This is a genomic window from Rhizobium esperanzae, assembly GCF_014197615.1.
Taxonomy (GTDB): Bacteria; Pseudomonadota; Alphaproteobacteria; order Rhizobiales; family Rhizobiaceae; genus Rhizobium; species Rhizobium esperanzae_A.
Map to the genome: position 1 here is coordinate 256,811 of NZ_JACIFY010000005.1, position 19,967 is coordinate 276,777.

The 19,967-nt window shown below is 61.5% G+C and carries 21 protein-coding genes and 1 tRNA gene; 8 read left to right on the forward strand and 14 right to left on the reverse strand.

What is annotated here, in order from left to right:
* Positions 1-96 precede the first annotated feature (96 nt).
* The 3 genes from rpsO to GGD57_RS09555 all read left to right on the forward strand — a co-directional run bounded on the left by rpsO (position 97) and on the right by GGD57_RS09555 (position 4,004).
* Positions 97-366, forward strand: coding sequence for a 30S ribosomal protein S15 (gene rpsO / locus GGD57_RS09545; RefSeq protein WP_029531690.1), 270 nt, complete (start codon positions 97-99; stop codon positions 364-366).
* Between the two features lie 352 nt (positions 367-718).
* Complete coding sequence (pnp, locus tag GGD57_RS09550) at positions 719-2,857, forward strand: polyribonucleotide nucleotidyltransferase (RefSeq protein ID WP_085735522.1); 2,139 nt, start codon at positions 719-721, stop codon at positions 2,855-2,857.
* Positions 2,858-2,987: 130 nt separating this feature from the next.
* Positions 2,988-4,004, forward strand: a complete 1,017-nt coding sequence (locus GGD57_RS09555; RefSeq protein ID WP_184469067.1) for a class I SAM-dependent methyltransferase — start codon at positions 2,988-2,990, stop codon at positions 4,002-4,004.
* A 3-nt stretch (positions 4,005-4,007) separates the two neighbouring features.
* On the opposite strand, the gene GGD57_RS09560 is transcribed toward GGD57_RS09555, so the two are convergent.
* The 5 genes from GGD57_RS09560 to fabA all read right to left on the reverse strand — a co-directional run bounded on the left by GGD57_RS09560 (position 4,008) and on the right by fabA (position 7,303).
* Positions 4,008-4,403 (reverse strand): type II toxin-antitoxin system HicB family antitoxin, encoded by a 396-nt coding sequence (locus GGD57_RS09560; protein ID WP_184469069.1) that lies wholly within the window; start codon positions 4,401-4,403, stop codon positions 4,008-4,010.
* Positions 4,400-4,597: a type II toxin-antitoxin system HicA family toxin gene (locus tag GGD57_RS09565; RefSeq protein ID WP_184469071.1), complete on the reverse strand. Its 198-nt coding sequence runs from the start codon at positions 4,595-4,597 to the stop codon at positions 4,400-4,402. Before GGD57_RS09565 ends, GGD57_RS09560 begins: the two co-directional genes overlap by 4 nt.
* 102 nt (positions 4,598-4,699) lie before the next feature.
* Entirely contained in the window at positions 4,700-5,506 is an 807-nt protein-coding gene (gene fabI, locus GGD57_RS09570; protein WP_184469073.1) for an enoyl-ACP reductase FabI, read from the reverse strand.
* A 4-nt stretch (positions 5,507-5,510) separates the two neighbouring features.
* Positions 5,511-6,743, reverse strand: a complete 1,233-nt coding sequence (fabB, locus tag GGD57_RS09575; RefSeq protein ID WP_184469075.1) for a beta-ketoacyl-ACP synthase I — start codon at positions 6,741-6,743, stop codon at positions 5,511-5,513.
* A gap of 44 nt (positions 6,744-6,787) precedes the next feature.
* Positions 6,788-7,303 (reverse strand): 3-hydroxyacyl-[acyl-carrier-protein] dehydratase FabA, encoded by a 516-nt coding sequence (gene fabA / locus GGD57_RS09580; RefSeq protein ID WP_085735514.1) that lies wholly within the window; start codon positions 7,301-7,303, stop codon positions 6,788-6,790.
* Between the two features lie 300 nt (positions 7,304-7,603).
* Between fabA and irrA the strand changes: the two genes are divergently transcribed.
* Positions 7,604-8,023: an iron response transcriptional regulator IrrA gene (irrA, locus tag GGD57_RS09585; RefSeq protein ID WP_085738804.1), complete on the forward strand. Its 420-nt coding sequence runs from the start codon at positions 7,604-7,606 to the stop codon at positions 8,021-8,023.
* Positions 8,024-8,038: 15 nt separating this feature from the next.
* On the opposite strand, the gene GGD57_RS09590 is transcribed toward irrA, so the two are convergent.
* Entirely contained in the window at positions 8,039-8,674 is a 636-nt protein-coding gene (locus tag GGD57_RS09590; protein ID WP_010068690.1) for a trimeric intracellular cation channel family protein, read from the reverse strand.
* Between the two features lie 174 nt (positions 8,675-8,848).
* Between GGD57_RS09590 and GGD57_RS09595 the strand changes: the two genes are divergently transcribed.
* Positions 8,849-9,322: a hypothetical protein gene (locus tag GGD57_RS09595; protein ID WP_184469077.1), complete on the forward strand. Its 474-nt coding sequence runs from the start codon at positions 8,849-8,851 to the stop codon at positions 9,320-9,322.
* Position 9,323: 1 nt separating this feature from the next.
* On the opposite strand, the gene GGD57_RS09600 is transcribed toward GGD57_RS09595, so the two are convergent.
* The 5 genes from GGD57_RS09600 to GGD57_RS09620 form a co-directional block, all read right to left on the reverse strand.
* Entirely contained in the window at positions 9,324-10,112 is a 789-nt protein-coding gene (locus GGD57_RS09600) for a YdcF family protein (RefSeq protein WP_184469079.1), read from the reverse strand.
* 68 nt (positions 10,113-10,180) lie between these two features.
* The gene (locus GGD57_RS09605) at positions 10,181-10,903 is read right to left on the reverse strand and encodes a YoaK family protein (RefSeq protein WP_184469081.1); all 723 of its coding nucleotides are present in this window, start codon (positions 10,901-10,903) and stop codon (positions 10,181-10,183) included.
* 219 nt (positions 10,904-11,122) lie between these two features.
* On the reverse strand, positions 11,123-11,416 hold the full coding sequence (locus GGD57_RS09610; RefSeq protein WP_184469083.1) for a GIY-YIG nuclease family protein: 294 nt from the start codon (positions 11,414-11,416) through the stop codon (positions 11,123-11,125).
* 101 nt (positions 11,417-11,517) lie between these two features.
* Positions 11,518-11,593, reverse strand: a tRNA-Ala gene (locus tag GGD57_RS09615).
* 149 nt (positions 11,594-11,742) lie between these two features.
* A complete protein-coding gene (locus GGD57_RS09620; protein ID WP_011423496.1) occupies positions 11,743-12,126 on the reverse strand; it encodes a TIGR02300 family protein in 384 nt (127 codons plus the stop codon).
* A 336-nt stretch (positions 12,127-12,462) separates the two neighbouring features.
* Between GGD57_RS09620 and cmk the strand changes: the two genes are divergently transcribed.
* Positions 12,463-13,110, forward strand: coding sequence for a (d)CMP kinase (gene cmk / locus GGD57_RS09625; protein ID WP_184469085.1), 648 nt, complete (start codon positions 12,463-12,465; stop codon positions 13,108-13,110).
* A 178-nt stretch (positions 13,111-13,288) separates the two neighbouring features.
* Positions 13,289-14,992, forward strand: a complete 1,704-nt coding sequence (gene rpsA / locus GGD57_RS09630; protein WP_064681614.1) for a 30S ribosomal protein S1 — start codon at positions 13,289-13,291, stop codon at positions 14,990-14,992.
* A 93-nt stretch (positions 14,993-15,085) separates the two neighbouring features.
* On the opposite strand, the gene GGD57_RS09635 is transcribed toward rpsA, so the two are convergent.
* From GGD57_RS09635 to GGD57_RS09645, 3 genes are all read right to left on the reverse strand, one after another.
* Positions 15,086-16,651, reverse strand: coding sequence for a hypothetical protein (locus tag GGD57_RS09635; RefSeq protein WP_184469087.1), 1,566 nt, complete (start codon positions 16,649-16,651; stop codon positions 15,086-15,088).
* A gap of 229 nt (positions 16,652-16,880) precedes the next feature.
* Positions 16,881-17,507 carry a ribonuclease D gene (locus GGD57_RS09640; RefSeq protein WP_184469089.1) on the reverse strand — a complete coding sequence of 209 codons (627 nt, stop codon included), beginning with the start codon at positions 17,505-17,507 and terminating at the stop codon, positions 16,881-16,883.
* Between the two features lie 184 nt (positions 17,508-17,691).
* A complete protein-coding gene (locus tag GGD57_RS09645) occupies positions 17,692-18,501 on the reverse strand; it encodes a MerR family transcriptional regulator (protein WP_184469092.1) in 810 nt (269 codons plus the stop codon).
* A gap of 167 nt (positions 18,502-18,668) precedes the next feature.
* Between GGD57_RS09645 and GGD57_RS09650 the strand changes: the two genes are divergently transcribed.
* Positions 18,669-19,949: a 4-aminobutyrate--2-oxoglutarate transaminase gene (locus GGD57_RS09650; protein WP_184469094.1), complete on the forward strand. Its 1,281-nt coding sequence runs from the start codon at positions 18,669-18,671 to the stop codon at positions 19,947-19,949.
* Positions 19,950-19,967 lie beyond the last annotated feature (18 nt).

The following is a 19,967-nucleotide window of genomic DNA, read 5'->3' on the forward strand; positions in this document are numbered from 1 at the left end:
CCAGCATCGGGTACGCCCGTTTGCATTCACGGCCAAAGCTGGACGGCATCCCGGCTTTTGGCGACTTTTATCTCCTCTCTTAGAAAGGATCACCCGATGTCGATTACTGCTGAGCGCAAGGCTGCGCTGATCAAGGAATACGCAACCGCCGAAGGCGACACTGGTTCTCCTGAGGTTCAGGTCGCGATCCTGACCGAACGCATCAACAACCTGACCGAACACTTCAAGGACCACAAGAAGGATAACCATTCCCGCCGTGGCCTGCTGACGATGGTTTCGAGCCGCCGCTCGCTTCTTGATTATCTCAAGAAGAAGGATGAAGGCCGTTATTCCAAGCTGATCTCCAGCCTGGGTATCCGCCGCTAAGATTGTCCGGCGGGCGCTTTCCGAGCGCCCGCCGGATCTTGTTTCGGGACACGGTTCCCGATGAAATGTTCCAGCCGCGCCCTATTTTCCAAGCGGTGGAAAGATCGGCAGACCCGGATGGGCCGGTTCTGCCAAACCAACCGTTGACCTGTCATGGGGCAGGATTGCCGGATGCTTTCGGCCAAGGCTTGTCAGAGCTTTGGCCCAGTTTCCCGGGAACTGGGTTCCCTGGGGAAGCTGAGATAAAAGCCTCTCGTTGTCTTGCCCGTGATACGTCACATTGCTTGCGGTCGACTGTGCGCTGCGCCCTGATATCGGCGATGGCGCGTGCTCCCGCACTGAAGGACAAGTCATGTTTGATACACACACAGTCGAAATCGAGTGGGCCGGCCGCCCGCTGAAGCTCGAAACCGGCAAGATCGCCCGCCAGGCCGACGGCGCCGTTCTCGCCACCTACGGCGAAACCGTCGTTCTCGCCACCGTCGTTTCGGCCAAGGCGCCGAAGCCCGGCCAGGACTTCTTCCCGCTCACCGTCAACTACCAGGAAAAGACCTATGCGGCCGGCAAGATCCCCGGCGGCTATTTCAAGCGTGAAGGCCGTCCGAGCGAGAACGAGACCCTCGTTTCCCGCCTGATCGACCGCCCGATCCGCCCGCTCTTCCCGGAAGGCTACAAGAACGACACGCAGGTCGTCGTCACCGTCATCCAGCACGACCTTGAAAACAACCCGGACATCCTGTCGATGGTTGCCACCTCGGCAGCGCTGACGCTCTCCGGCGTTCCCTTCATGGGCCCGGTCGGCGGTGCCCGCGTCGGCTACATCAACGGCGAATACGTTCTCAACCCGCATCTCGACGAGATGGACGAATCGAGCCTCGACCTCGTCGTCGCCGGCACCTACGACGCCGTGCTGATGGTTGAATCCGAAGCCAAGGAACTCAACGAAGAAGTCATGCTCGGCGCCGTCATGTTCGGCCACAAGGGCTTCCAACCGGTTCTCGACGCGATCATCAAGCTCGCCGAAGTTGCCGCCAAGGAGCCGCGCGACTTCCAGCCGGAAGACTACTCCGCTCTCGAAACCGAGATGCTCGGCCTTGCCGAAGGTGAACTTCGCCAGGCCTACAAGATCACCCAGAAGGCCGACCGCTACGCCGCCGTCGACGCCGTCAAGGCCAAGGTGAAGGCACACTTCCTGCCCGAGGAAGGCGAAGCCAAGTACACGGCCGAGGAAGTCGGCGCGATCTTCAAGCATCTGCAGGCGAAAATCGTCCGCTGGAACATTCTCGACACCAAGAGCCGCATCGATGGCCGCGACCTCGAAACCGTTCGTCCGATCGTTTCGGAAGTCGGCCTCCTGCCGCGCACCCATGGTTCGGCGCTGTTCACCCGCGGTGAAACGCAGGCGATCGTGGTTGCCACGCTCGGCACCGGCGAAGACGAGCAGTATGTCGACAGCCTGACGGGCATGTACAAGGAGCGCTTCCTGCTCCATTACAACTTCCCTCCCTACTCGGTTGGCGAGACCGGCCGCATGGGCTCCCCGGGCCGTCGCGAAATCGGCCACGGCAAGCTCGCATGGCGGGCAATCCGTCCGATGCTGCCGACGCCTGAGCAGTTCCCCTATACGCTGCGCGTCGTCTCCGAAATCACCGAGTCGAACGGCTCGTCCTCGATGGCGACCGTCTGCGGTACCTCGCTTGCACTGATGGATGCCGGCGTTCCGCTGGCAAAGCCGGTTGCCGGTATCGCCATGGGCCTGATCCTGGAAGGCGATCGTTTCGCCGTCCTCTCCGACATCCTCGGTGACGAAGACCACCTCGGCGACATGGACTTCAAGGTTGCAGGCACTGCCGACGGCATCACCTCGCTGCAGATGGACATCAAGATCGCCGGCATCACCGAAGAGATCATGAAGGTCGCTCTCGGCCAGGCCCAGGGCGGCCGCGCCCACATTCTCGGCGAAATGGCCAAGGCCATCACCGAAAGCCGCGGCCAGCTCGGCGAATTCGCTCCGCGCATCGAAGTCATGAACATCCCGGTCGACAAGATCCGCGAAGTCATCGGCTCCGGCGGCAAGGTCATCCGCGAAATCGTCGAAAAGACCGGCGCGAAGATCAACATCGAAGACGACGGCACCGTCAAGATCGCCTCCTCTTCCGGCAAGGAAATCGAAGCGGCCCGCAAGTGGATCCACTCGATCGTCGCCGAGCCTGAAATCGGCCAGATCTACGAAGGCACGGTTGTCAAGACCGCCGACTTCGGCGCCTTCGTCAACTTCTTCGGCGCCCGCGACGGCCTCGTCCACATCTCGCAGCTTGCTTCCGAGCGTGTTGCCAAGACCCAGGACGTCGTCAAGGAAGGCGACAAGGTCTGGGTCAAGCTGCTCGGCTTCGACGAACGCGGCAAGGTTCGCCTGTCGATGAAGGTCGTCGACCAGGCCACCGGCCAGGAAATCCCGAACGAGAAGAAGAAGGAAGAAGCGGCCGAATAAGCCGCGTCTTTCAGATTTCATTCCGGGCGCGGGAATCTTCCGCGCCCTTTTTGTATCCTGGTTTTGCGCATGTCGTGGCCGCAAAACCGCTCGCACATTTTGCGCGACATGCTTTAACGAGACGAGACCCATGAGCCGTGAGACGCTGAAGACCCTGTTCCATCCCTTTGCCAGCGGCACAGTCCAGGCGCCCGGCGAAAGCGAGCGCGTGCTCTTCCTCGGCGCCGAGGCAGGCTTTGCGCTGCCTGACGGTTTTGCCGCCTCGCTCAGCGCCGTCCAGGGCTTCCGGCCGCTCTATCGGCAGCTGCTGGCGCAGCGGATTGAAGCAAAGCCCGAGATCGACGGCGAGGGCTATGATGCCGCCCTGGTGCTCTGCACCAAGCACAAGGGCGAGAACGAGGCCAATCTCGCCGCGGCCATCGCCCGCACTCAAGTCGGCGGCCTGATCGTCGTTGCCGGCGCCAAGGAAGACGGCATCCAGCCGCTGCGCAAGCGTCTCGAAGGGTTCGGTCTCGCGATCGACCACATGCCGAAATATCACGGTGTCGCCTTCTGGTTCGGCCGCCCTGCCGAGACACAAGAGATCATTTCCAAACTGGCAAAGGCGCCGGTGCGCGTCGACGGCCGTTTCAATGCCACCGCCGGCATGTTCTCGCATGATCGGATCGATGCCGGATCGGAACTGCTCGCCTCGCGGCTGCCCCAGGATTTTACCGGCGACGTTGCGGATTTCGGCGCCGGATGGGGTTACCTCTCCGTCGAGCTGGCGCAGAGATCGCGCGGATTGACCCGTCTCGACCTCTACGAGGCCGACCACGCGGCACTGGAGGCCGCCAGGGACAATCTGGCGGAGAACTGCCCGAACGCGCCTGCGCGCTTCTTCTGGCACGATCTGGCAGGCGAGCCGGTCAAGGACAAATACGATCTCGTCATCATGAACCCGCCGTTCCATGAAGGGCACGCCGCCGAGCCGGCGCTCGGCCAGACGCTGATCAAGACCGCCGCATCCGCTCTTCGCGGCGGCGGCCGACTGATGCTGGTCGCCAATCGCGGCCTGCCTTACGAGCCGGTCCTGGCGGCGAATTTCCGGGAAAGCGGCGAAACCTGCCGCAACGCCCGCTTCAAGGTGCTGTGGGCGAAGAAATAAGCTTTACGCGGCTTCGATTTCCTTGCGGGCAGCACTCGCAAGGAAAGCCGAACGGGTCAGGCCGCGCTCTTTGGCGGCCCTGTCGATCGCATCCAACATGCCTTTGTCGAAAGTGACATTGGCTCGAACGGTGCGTGTCGTATCCTCGATGAAGGGAATACGCGTCAGAAAGGCACCGCCGGCCAGTTGCTCGCGGATATCCTGCCGTGAACTGATCTCATCATATGAGGAAGGCGTCGGCAGAGTTTCATCTTCCGCCCAGAGGCGCAACGCTTCGATGGCGTTCGCCGTCAGGTCTTCTTCCTCATCGGCAGCCGAGAATACCGCCGGTAGATCCGGAAAGCTGATGCCGAAAGCGCTGTCCATGTCCTTGTGCACGAGGGCGATGAAATATTTCATGGTTTGTCACTCACATTCCATCCGGCTTGTTTTGCGATCGCAAGGGCGGTGCCGATCGGCAGATCTTTCTTCGGATGCGGAACAATGATGCTCTGACCGCCCCGCCGAAGCTTGTGGTGCGATCCCTTGATCGAAACCACTTCGAAGCCTTCTCGCTTCAGCCTGGCGATAATCTTCTGACTGTTTCGCTCCACTGACCGCCTCAAATTCTTTTTTGGTATAATTCATCCCGACAAAAACAACAAGGCCGTGCGCACTATTGTGCGCACGGCCCAGATTCAGCAGTATGACAGCCTTTACTCCACGTCCGCCCCGCGCAACGTTTCCAGGATCGGCATGGAAGTGACGTTGAAACCCGCGTCGACGAAGTGGATTTCGCCGGTGACGCCGGCCGAAAGGTCGGAGAGCAGGTAGAGCGCCGAATTGCCGACCTGATCGATGGTGACGGTCTTGCGCAGCGGCGCATTGCGCTGGTTCCAGGAGAGGATGGCACGGGCATCGGAAATGCCGGCGCCGGCGAGCGTGCGGATCGGGCCGGCCGAGATGGCGTTGACGCGGATGCCGCGCGGACCGTAATCGGCGGCGAGATAACGCACCGAAGCCTCGAGCGCTGCCTTGGCGACACCCATGACGTTGTAATTCGGGATGACGCGCGTCGAACCATTATAGGTCAGCGTCAGCATCGCACCGCCGTCTTCCATCAACGGAGCGCAGCGCTTGGCGATCTCGGTGAAGGAGAAACAGGAAATGACCATGGTGCGGCTGAAATTTTCCCGCGTGGTATCGGCGTAGAGACCCTTCAGCTCGTTCTTGTCGGAGAAACCGATGGCATGAACGATGAAATCGAGCTTGCCCCAGCGCTGCTCGATCGCATCGACCAAGGCATCGACCGAGGCGACGTCTTCGACATCGCAGGGCTGCACGAAATCCGAGCCGACTTCGGCAGCCAGCGGCTTGACGCGCTTGCCGAGCGCATCGCCCTGATAGGTGAAGGCGAGTTCCGCACCCTGTGCGGCGAGAGCTTTTGAAATCCCCCAGGCGATCGAGTGGTTGTTGGCGACGCCCATGATGAGGCCGCGCTTACCCTGCATGATTCCCGTCATTTTGTTATCCGTTATAACGCTGGAAGACCAGCGTGGCGTTGGTGCCGCCGAAGCCGAAGGAGTTGGAGAGGGCGATATCGATCTTCGCATCGTCGATACGCTTGCGCACGATCGGCACGCCTTCGAATTCGGGATCGAGCTCGGAAATATGAGCGCTTTCGCCGATAAAGCCTTGCTGCATCATCAGCAGCGAATAGATCGATTCCTGCACGCCGGCGGCACCGAGCGAGTGACCGGTCAGCGACTTGGTCGACTGGATATGCGGGATCTTGGAGCCGAATACCTCGCGGATGGCGCCGATTTCCTTGCTGTCGCCGACCGGCGTCGAGGTGCCGTGGGTGTTGATATAGTCGACATCGCCTTTGACCGTGGAGAGCGCCTGGCGCATGCAGCGAATGGCGCCTTCGCCCGAGGGGGCGACCATGTCGTAACCATCCGAGGTTGCGCCGTAGCCGACGATCTCGGCGTAGATCTTGGCGCCGCGGGCCTTGGCGTGCTCCAGCTCCTCGAGCACCAGCACGCCGGCGCCGCCGGCGATGACGAAACCGTCGCGGTTGGCGTCATAGGCGCGCGAGGCGGTATCGGGCGTGTCGTTGTACTTGGAGGACATGGCGCCCATGGCGTCGAAGAGGTTGGACATCGTCCAGTCGAGATCCTCGTGGCCGCCGGCAAACATCACGTCCTGCTTGCCCCACTGGATCATCTCGGCAGCGTTGCCGATGCAATGCGCCGACGTCGAGCAGGCCGACGAGATCGAATAGTTGACGCCGTGGATCTTGAACCAGGTGGCGAGTGTGGCCGATGCGGTCGAAGACATCGCCTTCGGCACGGCGAAGGGGCCGATGCGCTTCGGGCTGTTGTTCTTCATGGTGATCTCGGCCGCCTCGATCAGAGTGCGGGTCGACGGACCGCCGGAGCCCATGATGATGCCGGCGCGCTCGTTCTGCGCGTAGTCCTTCTCTTCCAGGCCGGAATCGGCAAGCGCCTGCTTCATGGCCACATGGTTCCAGGCGCCGCCCTGCGACAGGAAGCGCATGGCGCGGCGATCGACCAGTTCGGCCAGCTCCGCCGCGCCGAGCTTGGGGCTGCCCCAGACCTGGCACTTGAAGCCGTGCTCGGCGAAATCGCTGGAGAAGGAAATACCCGACTTTGCCTGGCGCAAGGACTCGGTGACTTCGGCGGCGTCGCTTCCGATCGAGGACACGACACCCAGACCCGTGACAACTACCCGTCTCATCTGATCAAACCTTTTTTGTTTCGTGAACCGCTTGAAATGCGGTTTCAGGCCGTCTTGTCTTTCGAGAGACCGACGCGAAGGTCGGCCGCCTGATAGATGGTCTCGCCGTCCGCCTTCAGCCAGCCGTCGGCGGTGCCGAGGACCAGACGGCCGCGCATGACGCGCTTGAAGTCGATGCCATATTCGATCAGCTTCGTATGCGGCTTGACCATGCCCTTGAATTTCACTTCGCCGGTTGAAAGCGCCATGCCGCGGCCTTCCTCGCCGAGCCAGCCGAGGAAGAAGCCGGTCAGCTGCCACATGCCGTCAAGGCCGAGGCAGCCCGGCATGATCGGATTGCCTTCGAAATGGCAAGGGAAATACCAGTCGTCGGGACGTACGTCGTATTCGGCCCGGAGGTAGCCCTTGTCGAAGGCGCCGCCGGTTTCGGAAATATCGGTGATACGGTGAACCATCAGCATGGGCGGCAGGGGAAGCTGCGCATTGCCGGGGCCGAACAGCTCGCCATGTGCGCAGGCAATGAGTTCGTCGTACGAGAAGCTGGACTGTCTGGTCGTCATAAACTTTCTTTTTCCCCCCGCGTGAAGCCGATGGATGTCAACATTTAGTCCAAGTTCCTCAGAAAATGAAGCACGAGCAAGGCGGCTCCTTCATCGTCCCGGACCAGGCTTACGCCATTATTTGGTGGTCGAATACAGGAAGGCCAGGGCCGCGACCAGACCTATTTACGCCAAAAGCCCGTTTTTGCCGCGTTTATCAGGCTCTTGTCCCCATTGAACTATTGAAAGGCTCCGATGCAAAAGTTATACCGCTTGAAGAAACATGATTGCTTTATGCAGGAATAACCGGAGTTGGTCTTGATGACGGGTGCACTCCCGATCGCAATAGAGGTAAGGCTGCGCGGCGCGGGCCTGCGTCCCACCCGCCAGCGCGTTGCGCTCGGCGACCTCCTGTTTGCCAAGGGGGACCGGCATTTGACCGTCGAGGAACTGCACGAAGAGGCGGTTGCCGCCGGCGTGCCGGTTTCGCTGGCAACCGTCTACAACACGCTGCACCAGTTCACCGAAGCCGGCCTCATCCGCGTTCTCGCCGTCGAGAGCGCCAGGACCTATTTCGACACCAATGTTTCCGATCATCACCATTTCTTCGTCGAAGGTCAGAACGAGGTGCTCGACATTCCCGTCAGCAACCTGACGATCGGCAATCTGCCGGAGCCGCCTGAAGGCATGGAGATCGCCCATGTCGACGTGGTGATCCGCCTGCGGGCAAAGCAGGGCTGACGCCCTCGAGCGCCTTCACATGACATCGTCGGGGTGGCGACCGGGCTTGTGTCTGTAAGTCGGGAAGGTCCAACCGAACCATAGGGCTCCGCCGCGCACCGCAAAGGCTGCGGCGACGCCACAGGCAGACGCCAGATAGAGCTGCATTCCGAGCGCATTGGCGAGCGTGAACACACCGGCGCCGATGAGGGCCGCGGTCACATAGATTTCCGGCCGCAAGAGCACCGAAGGCTCGTTTGCCATCAGATCGCGCAGAATGCCGCCGAAGGTCGCCGTCAGCGTGCCGGTGACGATCGCGATCGTCGGCGAACCGGTGGCGGCGAGGCCCTTGGCGGCGCCGAGCACGCAATAGGCGGCAAGACCGATCGCATCCAGCCAGATCAGCAGGCGATAGCGCGATTCCAGCAGGTGGGCGGTGAAGAAAACGATGACACCCACGATGCAGCAGACGAGGATATAGGCGGGGTTCAGCACCCAGAAGACCGGCACGCGGCCGAGCACGATATCGCGCACTGTGCCGCCGCCCGTTCCCGTCACCATGGCGAAAAACAGAAAACCGATCAGATCCAGCTGCTTGCGCGAGGCGGCAAGCGCGCCTGTGGCGGCAAACAGCGCAATGCCGGCATAATCGAGATAGACGAGCAAAGACATGCGAGCCCCGGAACCGCGGAATGTTTCACCAAAAACCACGGCGGCAAGGGCGGCGCAAGGCGGTGCGGCCATAAAGCCGATGTCTTTATTCGATGCATGTCGTCACCCCAAACCGCTGCGCACTTCCGGGGACATGCATCAGGCTGCAGAGCCTTTGTCCAAAAGAGGAAAGCCGTGAAAACGCTGGTGCTCGCCGTTCTGAACCTTCTCCTGCTGGTGATCATGCCGGCTGTGGCCTTCGGCCAGCAATCGCTGATCTCCGATCCCGAGATCTACGAGAAGAAACATTTCCAGGAGCAGTGCAAGACGGCCGAATTCGCCGATGGCTTCGTCACCCGCCAGGACATCAACAATGACGGCCTGATCGATGCGGTGGTCAACGAGGGCCAACTGACCTGCGACGGGCAGAAGGGGCCGCAATGCAATGACGACGGCTGCACCTATAATTTCTACCTGCAGGTCGCCGAAGGCGGTTATTTCATGATCGCGACAGCGCAGATCTATGGCTACGACTTCGTCCAGCGCTTCGGCAACATGGTGCTGGCGATGAAGATGCATCCGCGCTTCTGCGACCGCACCGAAGGCGATCCCTGCATCGTCACGGCCCGTGTGCGCGGCACGAAATTCGTCACCATCTCGAAGAAATAGCTCAGCGCGGATAGAGCTCCGACGTCCGGCCGGCGAGATAATAACCGACCAGGCCATACCATTCGCGGATGGCGGTCGCCATGTTCTGCGCATTGAGGTTCGGCTGGGTGAAATCCAACCCCGGCCTCACCGCACCGTCGGTGCGATAATCGGTCGGCCAGGGCACGGTATCGATGCCGAGCTTGCGGAAAATGCCGACGGAGCGCGGCATATGGAAGCCCGAGGTGATCAGCAGGCAATGGGACAACCCCTGGCTTGCCAGGAATTCCTTGGTATTGACCGCATTTTCGAAGGTGGTGCGCGATTGTGTCTCCTCGATCAGGCGATCCTTGCCGACACCGAAGAGCGGGAAGAAGCGCTCGGATGCCGCCGCATCGCCCTCGTAAACGCCCGAGAGGGAGCCGTCACCACCCGACACAAGAATGCGTGACTGCGGAAATTTCTGCGCGAGCCGCAGGGCTTCGACGAAGCGGTCGGCGGCGGCGTTGAATTCGATGCCATGGCGCGCGGTGTTCACCTCGTTTTCGAAGGCGCCGCCGAGCACGATCATGCATTGCAGGTTTTCCGGATCGGCGGCGGGTTTTGCGAAGCGCTGCTCGAGACCCTGCATCAGCAGATTGCCGGCCGTGGTGTAGAGCGTGATGAAGAGGATGAGGGCCGAACCGGCCGCGCCGAGAATGCTCAAGGTCCGCCTGCGCAGAAGGCCGGCAATGAGCGCAAGGAAGACGAGGAAGAATGCCAGCGACAGCGGCTGAGCGAAAATCCAGACAAGCTTCGAAATGACGAACAAGACCTGCTCCTTGGGGATTGGCGGCGGTCCTTCCTATCCGATTCGACGATGACAGGAACGCGACGGTCTCATCTGGTGCGCGCGACGGCGTGCCGGTTCGGTGCGATCTTCTGGTTGAAGCGCCGCTGCAGCGGCCGGGGGATGAACATCGCGGCAAGCGCCAGCACCATCGCAAAAAGGGAGACCAGCCACAGCGCATAGGCGCCCGTCAGTCGCGTCAGCACGGCGCCGACGACGGCGCCGAGCACCATGCCGCCCCAGGGCACGATCTGGATCGTCCATTCGACACGGCGGTCGCCGATGATCCAGCGGCCGATGCCGCGGCCGAAGCGCGACAGGGCGCCGGTGACATAAGTCAGCCCGATCGGCAGGCCCTCGATATGCTCGACGGCGGCGTTCACCATGCCCATGGAAAAAACGATCAGATAAAACCGCGCGAATAGCATCTCCTGCGCCGTCATCACCGAGGCGAGCGCCAGGACGAGGCCGACGCAGCCGAGCACGACGAAAATGCGCCGTTGCGACACATGGGCGACGACGATACCGGCCGCATTGCCGAGCACGAAAACGATGATGGCCGAGATCAGCACCGCCGCATGATGAAGATTGCCCTCGCTCAGGGCGAGGGCAGCCCGCGTCGTATTCCCCGTCATGAAGGAAACGAAATCGCCCGTCAGCAGCAACCCGGTCGCATCGGTCATGCCGGCCAGAAACGCGATCGCGCCGACGAGGACGACCCCTGTCAGGGTTCGTCGGGTCCGAATGAGGCGGCGGCGTCTTGCTCTGGTCATGGGCGAGGTCCTGGAGGCGAATCGCTGAGATTACGGCAACGAGGATACATCCGCTTCATTGAGGAATTGGCAAAGGCGATTGGAAAGGATGGGGTGGAGCCTATGCTTCGGAAGAGATGTGAAGAGAACGAGGCGCGTCGGCGGGTTGTTGGGGGCAAGCCTGCCGGAGTTGACTGCACGACTTAACTGAGTGGCTTTCGGCACCGCAGCAGCCGGCACTTAATCGGAATCGGTCATTCCACCCGCCGGGCGACCGGTATCCGGGTTCGGCTGGACCAGCCTCTTGCCGGCGAAAGCTCTGCCTGAATGCGATTTCAGGTATTTTTCGAATTCAAGGGCTTTGTGCTTGTCGGGGAAGGCGCAATACCAGAGCAAATTCCATGGTGCGAATTTGGCGGTGTGGTTGGATTTGCGTGTATTGTGAGCAGTAAGCCGCTGTTTCAGATCGGCGGTAGAGCCGGTGTATTCCTGATCGGGAAAATCGACGCTGCGGAGAATATAGACGTACCACATCAGCGTTTCAGCCCGTCGTCGCCCTTCGGGCTATGCCGGGCACTGCTTCGGCCTAACGGTTTCTCGCGGCTGCGCCACGCGAAGCCCGTAAGGGCGAAGCGTGGTGGAGCTAAGCGGGATCGAACCGCTGACCTCTTGCATGCCATGCAAGCGCTCTCCCAGCTGAGCTATAGCCCCATCAAGGTGGTCCGGTCTGGCCGGCCCTGGGATACTCCAGAGGGCGTTTCCTCTGGGGTGGCGGCTTCTTACTTGCGGTTTTCGCAGATGGCAAGCCTAAAAAATCCGACCCGGAAATTTTTTGTCATCCGGGCCGGCATTTGTCTGAATCAGACTTCGTCTTCGTCGCCGGTCACGCCGATGATGTCGCTCATGTCGTCGTCGTCATCGTCTTCGTCGGGTGTGAGGAAGGTGTCGTCATCGTCGTCGCCTTCGATTTCGACATCGTCATCGCCCATATCGGGGATGTCGTCGCCGGAGGCGCCGTCATCGGCATCCTCGAGCGAAACCAGCTCGACTTCGGTGTTTTCGGTATCGACTTCCGCAACCTCGTCTTCTTCGGCAACGTCGGCGATCGCCGAGGTTTCCTCGAAGAAGGACAGGGGGTAGGACTTGCCGGTATAAGGAGAGACGATCGGATCCCGGTTCAGATCATAAAACTTCTTGCCGGTTTCCGGATCGGTACGCTTGGTTCCAAGTTCCGCTTTCGCCACTATAAGCCTCGTGAGAATGGCCGAATCCGAGATTCGGCAAATGCCGTTCAAGCCGGCGTTCCATCGGAATTTATAAGCCGGTCCCCTTAATCGCTGTGGCTTCCCATGTCAAAGCCAAACTTTATGATCGGAGCGCCGGGTTTTTCCGGCGCCGGCGGATGACCGGCCGGCGCCGATATGGTAACGAGCCGCAACGGTCGCGCATGCGGGTGGAAATTGTCGCCGCAAAGGCCGGCATTGCGAAGGAAATGCTTCGCCTTTACAAGGGATTACGCCACGCACGGCTCCGCGCCGGGGCCTGGCTCCGCCCGTAAGCCCTGACGCAGGATGGATCACATGACACTGAAGACTTTCACCATCGCCATCGATGGCCCGGCGGCGGCCGGCAAGGGCACGCTTTCGCGCCTTATCGCCGAGCGGTACGGCTTCCACCATCTCGACACGGGGCTCACCTACCGCGCCACGGCCAAGGCTCTGCTCGACGCCGGCCTGCCGCTTGATGACGAGGCGGTGGCCGAAAAGATCGCGCGGGAGGTTGAACTCGCCGGGCTCAATCGCGATATACTTTCGCAACATGAGATCGGCGAAGCCGCCTCGAAGATTGCCGTCATGCCGGCGGTGCGCAGGGCGCTGGTCGAGGCGCAGCGGCGATTTGCCGGCAAGGCGCCGGGAACGGTGCTCGACGGGCGCGATATCGGCACGGTCGTCTGCCCGGATGCGCCGGTCAAACTCTATGTGACGGCCTCGGCGGAGGTGCGCGCCAGACGCCGTTACGACGAGATCCTCGGCAAGGGGGCGACAGCGGATTTCGAGGCGATTTTCGAAGACGTCAAGCGGCGCGACGAACGCGATATGGGACGGGCCGACAGCCCTTTGAAACCAGCGGATGATGCGCACTTGCTTGATACGTCGGAAATGAGTATAGAAGCCGCGTTTCAAGCCGCGCAATCGATCATCGATGCGGTCTTGAACCGAAATGCCTAAATTCAAGCGTTTTTGCATGCTTCGAGCATGGATCGCTTTTTTAATACAGCAAGCCTGAAATTCCGTCCAAGCGCCGGATTGCCTTCGTGAAAGAGGGCGGACTGGGTTCAGGCCCGTTCAACGCAAACCAACCGGCGCATACGTGTCTGCTTCCCTACCAGGACACGCAGGAGATTTTATGTCAGTAGCTACTCCCTCCCGCGAGGATTTCGCGGCTCTTCTCGAAGAGTCCTTTGCCAAGAACGACCTGGCCGAAGGCTATGTCACCAAGGGCATCGTCACGGGCATCGAGAAGGACGTCGCCGTTGTCGACGTCGGCCTCAAGGTTGAAGGCCGCATCGCCCTCAAGGAATTCGGCGCACGCGCCAAGGACGGTTCGCTGAAGGTCGGCGACGAAGTCGAAGTCTATGTCGAGCGCATCGAAAACGCGCTTGGCGAAGCCGTTCTGTCGCGCGAAAAGGCTCGCCGCGAAGAAAGCTGGATCAAGCTCGAAGCCAAGTTCGAAGCCGGCGAGCGCGTCGAAGGCGTGATCTTCAACCAGGTCAAGGGCGGCTTCACGGTCGACCTCGACGGTGCGATCGCCTTCCTGCCGCGTTCGCAGGTCGACATCCGCCCGATCCGCGACGTCACGCCGCTGATGCACAACCCGCAGCCCTTCGAAATCCTCAAGATGGACAAGCGCCGCGGCAACATCGTGGTGTCGCGCCGTACGGTTCTGGAAGAATCCCGTGCCGAGCAGCGTTCTGAAATCGTTCAGAACCTCGAAGAAGGCCAGGTTGTCGACGGCGTCGTCAAGAACATCACCGATTACGGTGCGTTCGTCGACCTCGGCGGCATCGACGGCCTGCTGCACGTCACCGACATGGCATGGCGCCGTGTGAACCATCCGTCGGAAATCCTGAACATCGGCCAGCAGGTCAAGGTTCAGATCATCCGCATCAACCAGGAAACCCACCGTATCTCGCTCGGCATGAAGCAGCTCGAGAGCGATCCTTGGGATGGCATCCAGGCCAAGTATCCGGAAGGCAAGAAGATCTCCGGTACCGTCACGAACATTACCGACTACGGTGCGTTCGTCGAACTGGAGCCGGGCATCGAAGGCCTGATCCACATCTCGGAAATGTCCTGGACCAAGAAGAACGTTCACCCCGGCAAGATCCTGTCCACGAGCCAGGAAGTCGAAGTCGTCGTTCTCGAAGTCGATCCGTCCAAGCGCCGTATTTCGCTCGGCCTCAAGCAGACGCTGGAAAACCCGTGGGCAGCATTCGCCCGCAGCCATCCGGCCGGCACTGAAGTCGAAGGCGAAGTCAAGAACAAGACCGAATTCGGTCTGTTCATCGGCCTCGATGGCGATGTCGACGGCATGGTTCACCTCTCCGACCTCGACTGGAACCGTCCGGGCGAACAGGTCATCGAGGAGTTCAACAAGGGTGACGTCGTCAAGGCCGTCGTTCTCGACGTCGATGTCGAGAAGGAACGCATCTCGCTCGGCATCAAGCAGCTCGGCAAGGATGCGGTCGGCGATGCTGCCGCTTCCGGCGACCTGCGCAAGAATGCAGTCGTTTCCTGCGAAGTCATCGCGGTCAACGACGGCGGTGTCGAAGTGAAGCTCGTCAACCACGAAGACATCACTTCCTTCATCCGTCGCGCCGACCTCGCCCGCGACCGCGACGAGCAGCGCCCCGAGCGTTTCTCGGTCGGCCAGGTGTTCGACGCCCGCGTCACCAACTTCTCCAAGAAGGACCGCAAGATCATGCTGTCCATCAAGGCTCTGGAGATTGCGGAAGAGAAGGAAGCCGTTGCTCAGTTCGGTTCGTCCGACTCGGGTGCTTCGCTCGGCGACATCCTGGGCGCAGCCCTGAAGAACCGCGGCGGCGAATAAGCCTCGCATCCGCTTCTGAATTGAAAAACCCGCCGGAGCGATCCGGCGGGTTTTTCATTTTCATGCGGTGAAAAGTTTTAAGGCCTACCTCGACTATTCCCAGCCGACCATCCGCTGATAGAGCGCATAGACAGGATCGGCGGGCGCGCCCGGCTGATGCGGCGTCGGCTCGGTATCGATCATTCTCGGCGCCCTGCGTTCGGGCGCCGCATTGGCTGATTCGGCATTCGAGTCGGCATCCTCGCCACCGGACTGAGCCTGCTGCTCATCCTGCTGCTGATCCTCCTGCTGCTGATCCTGGGGGGCACCGCCATGATGATGCTGGTGGCTCGTTTCGCCTGCCGTCTCGTTCGGCGGCGTATCCTTGGCGAACTGATAAGGCAGCTGACTATAGGCAAAGCCGTCCGGCATCCGAGCTGCGAGCGGGATATAGACAGGCTCGGCCGTCTCAGGGATCGGCATCATTGGCGGCTGCGCCGAGATGTCCTTCGGTTGCCGGGCAGCCGGAGCCGCGATCTCTGTATCCATCTGCGACGGGTGGGGAGCGGCCGACTGGCGAGCATCCGTCACTGCCAATTCCGCCGGCTGCCGGGTCAAGGTCTCGGCCGCGTCGCTGATGACGGCTTCATCGAGGATCGTATCGATCTCCACCGCCGCTTCGACGGAACCATCCTCCAGCAGGGTTTCGACGTCCTGCTCGCGGATGATGGTGGCGATCATCTCGGAGGCCTCTTCGGTCATCGAGGCGACAATGCCCGTCCAGTTCCTCGGAATGACGGGATCGGCCCTTTCCGACGTCGCGTGCGGCTGGGTGGCAGGCGGCTCCGCCGTCTGCACCAGATCGTCGGCTGCGGCTGTCTCCGCCGGCAGGGATTGGCTGGCCTCGATCTCCTGCGGCGCGGATCTCTCGGAGACGACCTCCCTTGCCGTTGCCGAAGCGGACTGAGCCCGCTTTTCAAGCTGCGGCGCTTCCGGATCGGCGGCTTCCGCTGCTTCGGCGATGACCGCTTCCTCGGCGGTCGCAAACACGTCAACCTCGACCGGCGCATCGGCGGGCAGGGGTGGCTTTTCTGCCGATTGGCGGATAGTGGCAGGCAGGCTGCCCTCATGCAGCTCTATCTCGGGGCGGGCCTCGGTGCGCATCGGCGAAGCGTCGTTCTGGCCATAGGAACGCACGACGGCGCGGGCGGCGAGATCGCGATCCTTGTAGCGGACGATTTCCAGATAGGCGACGACACGCGCCGCTTGCGGGCCTGCCGGGTTTTTCAGAGCTTCGGCGATCATCCGCAGCGGCAGGCTATGGCCTTCTCCGGTGAGCTGGCGCTCGATCTCGTCGATCCTGGCGGCCGGCAGCCCCCGGATGGCGTCGGCGAGCCGGGAGGCGAAAGCAAGATTGGTCTCGTCCTCGCCGCGATCCAGCGAGATCGACCGGCCTGCCGCTTCGATGACGTCGAAAAGGGCCTCGACCATGCGCTCGCGCGCCGCAAGGAGCAGGATATTCAGCTTGCCGGCAATGGCGGAATTCAGGTCGGCAGCTTCGACTGGGATAACGGGCGCGGGAGCAATGACGGAACGGTCGATGCTGCCGGCGACGATCGCCGCAGTCTGGCCTTGAGACGAAAAGCTCGCATTGGACGCTGCACGAACGGGAGTCAACATGGCATGCTCCTTTCGTAAAGTGACGATGAAAGCAGGCTCTATAAAAGGACCGCGCTCATCCGGCCCCCTTGCATCCAGCAGATCCTCCCGCCCGCATGACGCAATTCCAGCGTCATCGAATGCATAAATATTAAGAGGAATTTTAGGAAAGAGGCGTTAACGAATCGCTAACGGCCGCGAACGGGCCTGTCCACGGTCCCGGATTTCCTGCATGTCGCAGGCGATTTGATCAGCTGTGAGCGAAGATATCGGCCTCTTCCCAGCCGAGCAGGTCGAGCTTGGCGCGGGTTGGCAGGAATGCGAAGCAGGCTGTCGCATGGTCGAACCGGCCATCGCGGATCAGCCGTGCCGTCAGCTTGTCGCGAAGCGCGTGCAGATACAGCACATCGGAGGCGGCATATTCGAGCTGGGCCGGAGACAGCGGCTCGGCCGCCCAGTCGGAGGATTGCTGCGTCTTGGAGATGTCGACGTCGAGCATCTCCTTAAGATTGTCCTTGAGACCGTGGCGATCCGTATAGGTCCGGCAAAGGCGCGAAGCGATCTTGGTGCAGAAGACCGGGGTCGTGGTGACGCCGAAAGTATGGAAGAGCACGGCAATATCGAAGCGGCCGTAATGAAAGATCTTCTGGTGGGTCGGATCTTCGAGCAGGGCAACGAGATTGGCGGCCTCTTTCTGGCCGGCGGCGATGCGAATGACGTCGGCGGTGCCGTCACCCGGTGAAAGCTGGACGACGCAGAGACGATCCCGGCGCGGCACCAGGCCGAGGGTTTCGGTGTCGATGGCAATCGCGCCGGTATAGCGGGCGGCATCGGCCGCGGAAATATCGCCTTCGTGATAACGTATGGTGGCGGCCATCGGACTGTCTTTCGTTCGGATACTCTCCACTGGCGCTATAGCGCAAAGGCGCAAAATGCGAAACCGCTTCCTGCTGCTAGAGCGCCGTGCGTCCTCTCGGACGTACAACGGACGCTCTACCTCTTTCAATCTCCGCATCGTGCTCTCCGAAAATCGATTCCGATTTTCGGGCCGATGCGAGCCGTCAGAATGTCGGCGGCGTATTGACCCATAAAAGCACGGTTTCGCCATCGTGGCGATTGCGCCAGGAATGGTAGCGGCGGCTCTCGAAATAGAGTGAATCACCCGGGCCGAGATCGAAGAACTGATCGCTGTCGAGCACCAGTTCCAGCCGGCCGGAAAGAACATGCATGAATTCCTCGCCATCGTGGCGATAGGCGCCCTCGCTGGCAGCACCCGGCGCCAGCACGAAACGATGGCAATCCATCATCCTGCGGCCTTCGGCGAGAAGCTGCACCGCAACGCCGGGCGTCGTTTCCGGCCAGCTGCGCCACTCCCCGGCGCGCACCAGCGCCGGCACCTCATCGCTTTCCTCACCGGAGAGGCGGGAGACGGTGGTGCCGTAATATTCGGCAAGATCGTGCAGCGTCTTGAAGCTGACGCCCTGTGAGGTGCGCTCCAGCGTCGAGAGCGTCGAAGCGGTGATGCCGATATCGCCGGCCACCTGATCCAGCGTCTTGCCGCTCGCATGGCGCAGGCTGCGCAGCTTGCGGCCGAGGCCGGTGCCCTGGCCTGCCTCGGCGCCATCGGCCGATGGCTCCTCGCCTTCCAGCGCTTCGCGGATGGCTGCGGGATTGAGACCACGCTCGACCCGATACCAGGAGATGCGTTTCAGCCGCGCCACATCATCGGCGCTGTATTGCCGATGACCGGTTTGCGAACGGCCGGGAACGAGCAGACCCTGGCTTTCCCAGAGCCGCAGCGTCGAGGCCGAAACGCCGGCCAGCCGTGCGGCTTCCGCCACCTTGTAGCGTACCGGCCCGTTCTCGTTCATCTGAAAATATCCCCGATTCCAACGCCCGCGAGCATTCATCAAAACCCGTGATGTTTGAAGCAAAAAATCCCGCTTGTTTTCTTGCAGGAAAAATGTAGGAGTTTTGTAAATGCCTTGCAGAATTTATGCAAGATAATTCTCAAGCCCGTCAACGCAGGAGCGGATCGATGACCACGACAAATCTTACCGACCGGAAGAACGCCGCGATTTCCCGCGGTGTCGGAATGACGACCCAGATTTATGCCGATCGCGCAGAGAATGCCGAGATCTGGGACAAGGAGGGCCGCCGCTATATCGACTTCGCCGCCGGCATCGCCGTTCTCAACACCGGCCACCGCCATCCCCGGGTGATCGCGGCTGTCAAGGAGCAGCTCGATCATTTCACCCATACCTGCCATCAGGTGGTGCCCTATGAAAACTACGTCAGCCTTGCCGAACGGCTGAACGCACTGCTGCCCGGTGATTTCGCGAAGAAGACGATCTTCGTCACGACGGGGGCCGAAGCAGTCGAAAATGCCGTGAAAATCGCGCGGGCCGCGACCGGCCGCTCGGCCGTCATCGCCTTCGGCGGCGGCTTCCATGGCCGTACCTTCATGGGCATGGCGCTGACCGGCAAGGTCGTGCCCTACAAGGTCGGCTTCGGCGCGATGCCGGGCGATGTCTTCCATGTTCCCTTCCCGGTCGAACTGCACGGCGTCACCGCCGATCAGTCGCTTGCAGCGCTGAAGAAGCTCTTCGCCGCCGATGTCGATCCGCAGCGCGTCGCAGCCATCATCCTCGAGCCGGTGCAGGGCGAAGGCGGCTTTTACGCCGCGCCGGCCGCCTTCATGAAGGCGCTGCGTGAACTCTGCGACCAGCACGGCATCCTGTTGATCGCCGACGAGGTGCAGACCGGTTTTGCCCGCACCGGCAAAATGTTCGCGATGGATCATCACGAGGTGGCGGCGGATCTCACGACGATGGCGAAAAGCCTTGCCGGCGGTTTCCCGCTCGCCGCCGTCACCGGCCGCGCCGACATCATGGACGCGCCGGGACCGGGCGGCCTCGGCGGAACCTATGGTGGCAATCCGCTCGGGATCGCCGCCGCCCATGCCGTCCTCGACGTCATCAAGGACGAGGATCTCTGCAACCGCGCCAATCAGCTCGGCGGGCGGTTGAAGCAGCGGCTGGAATCGTTGCGCGAGGCGGTGCCGGAGATCGTCGATATCCGCGGCCCGGGCTTCATGAACGCCGTCGAATTCAACGACCGGAAGACGGGATTGCCGAGCGCCGACTTCGCCAACCGGGTGCGGCTGATCGCGCTCGACAAGGGCCTGATCCTGCTCACCTGCGGCGTGCACGGCAACGTCATCCGCTTCCTCGCACCGATCACCATTCAGGACGAGGTGCTCGGCGAGGCGCTCGACATTCTCGAGGCCTCGATGCTGGAGGCAAGCGCGGGCAAGTGACCGCATCGAAACCGCATC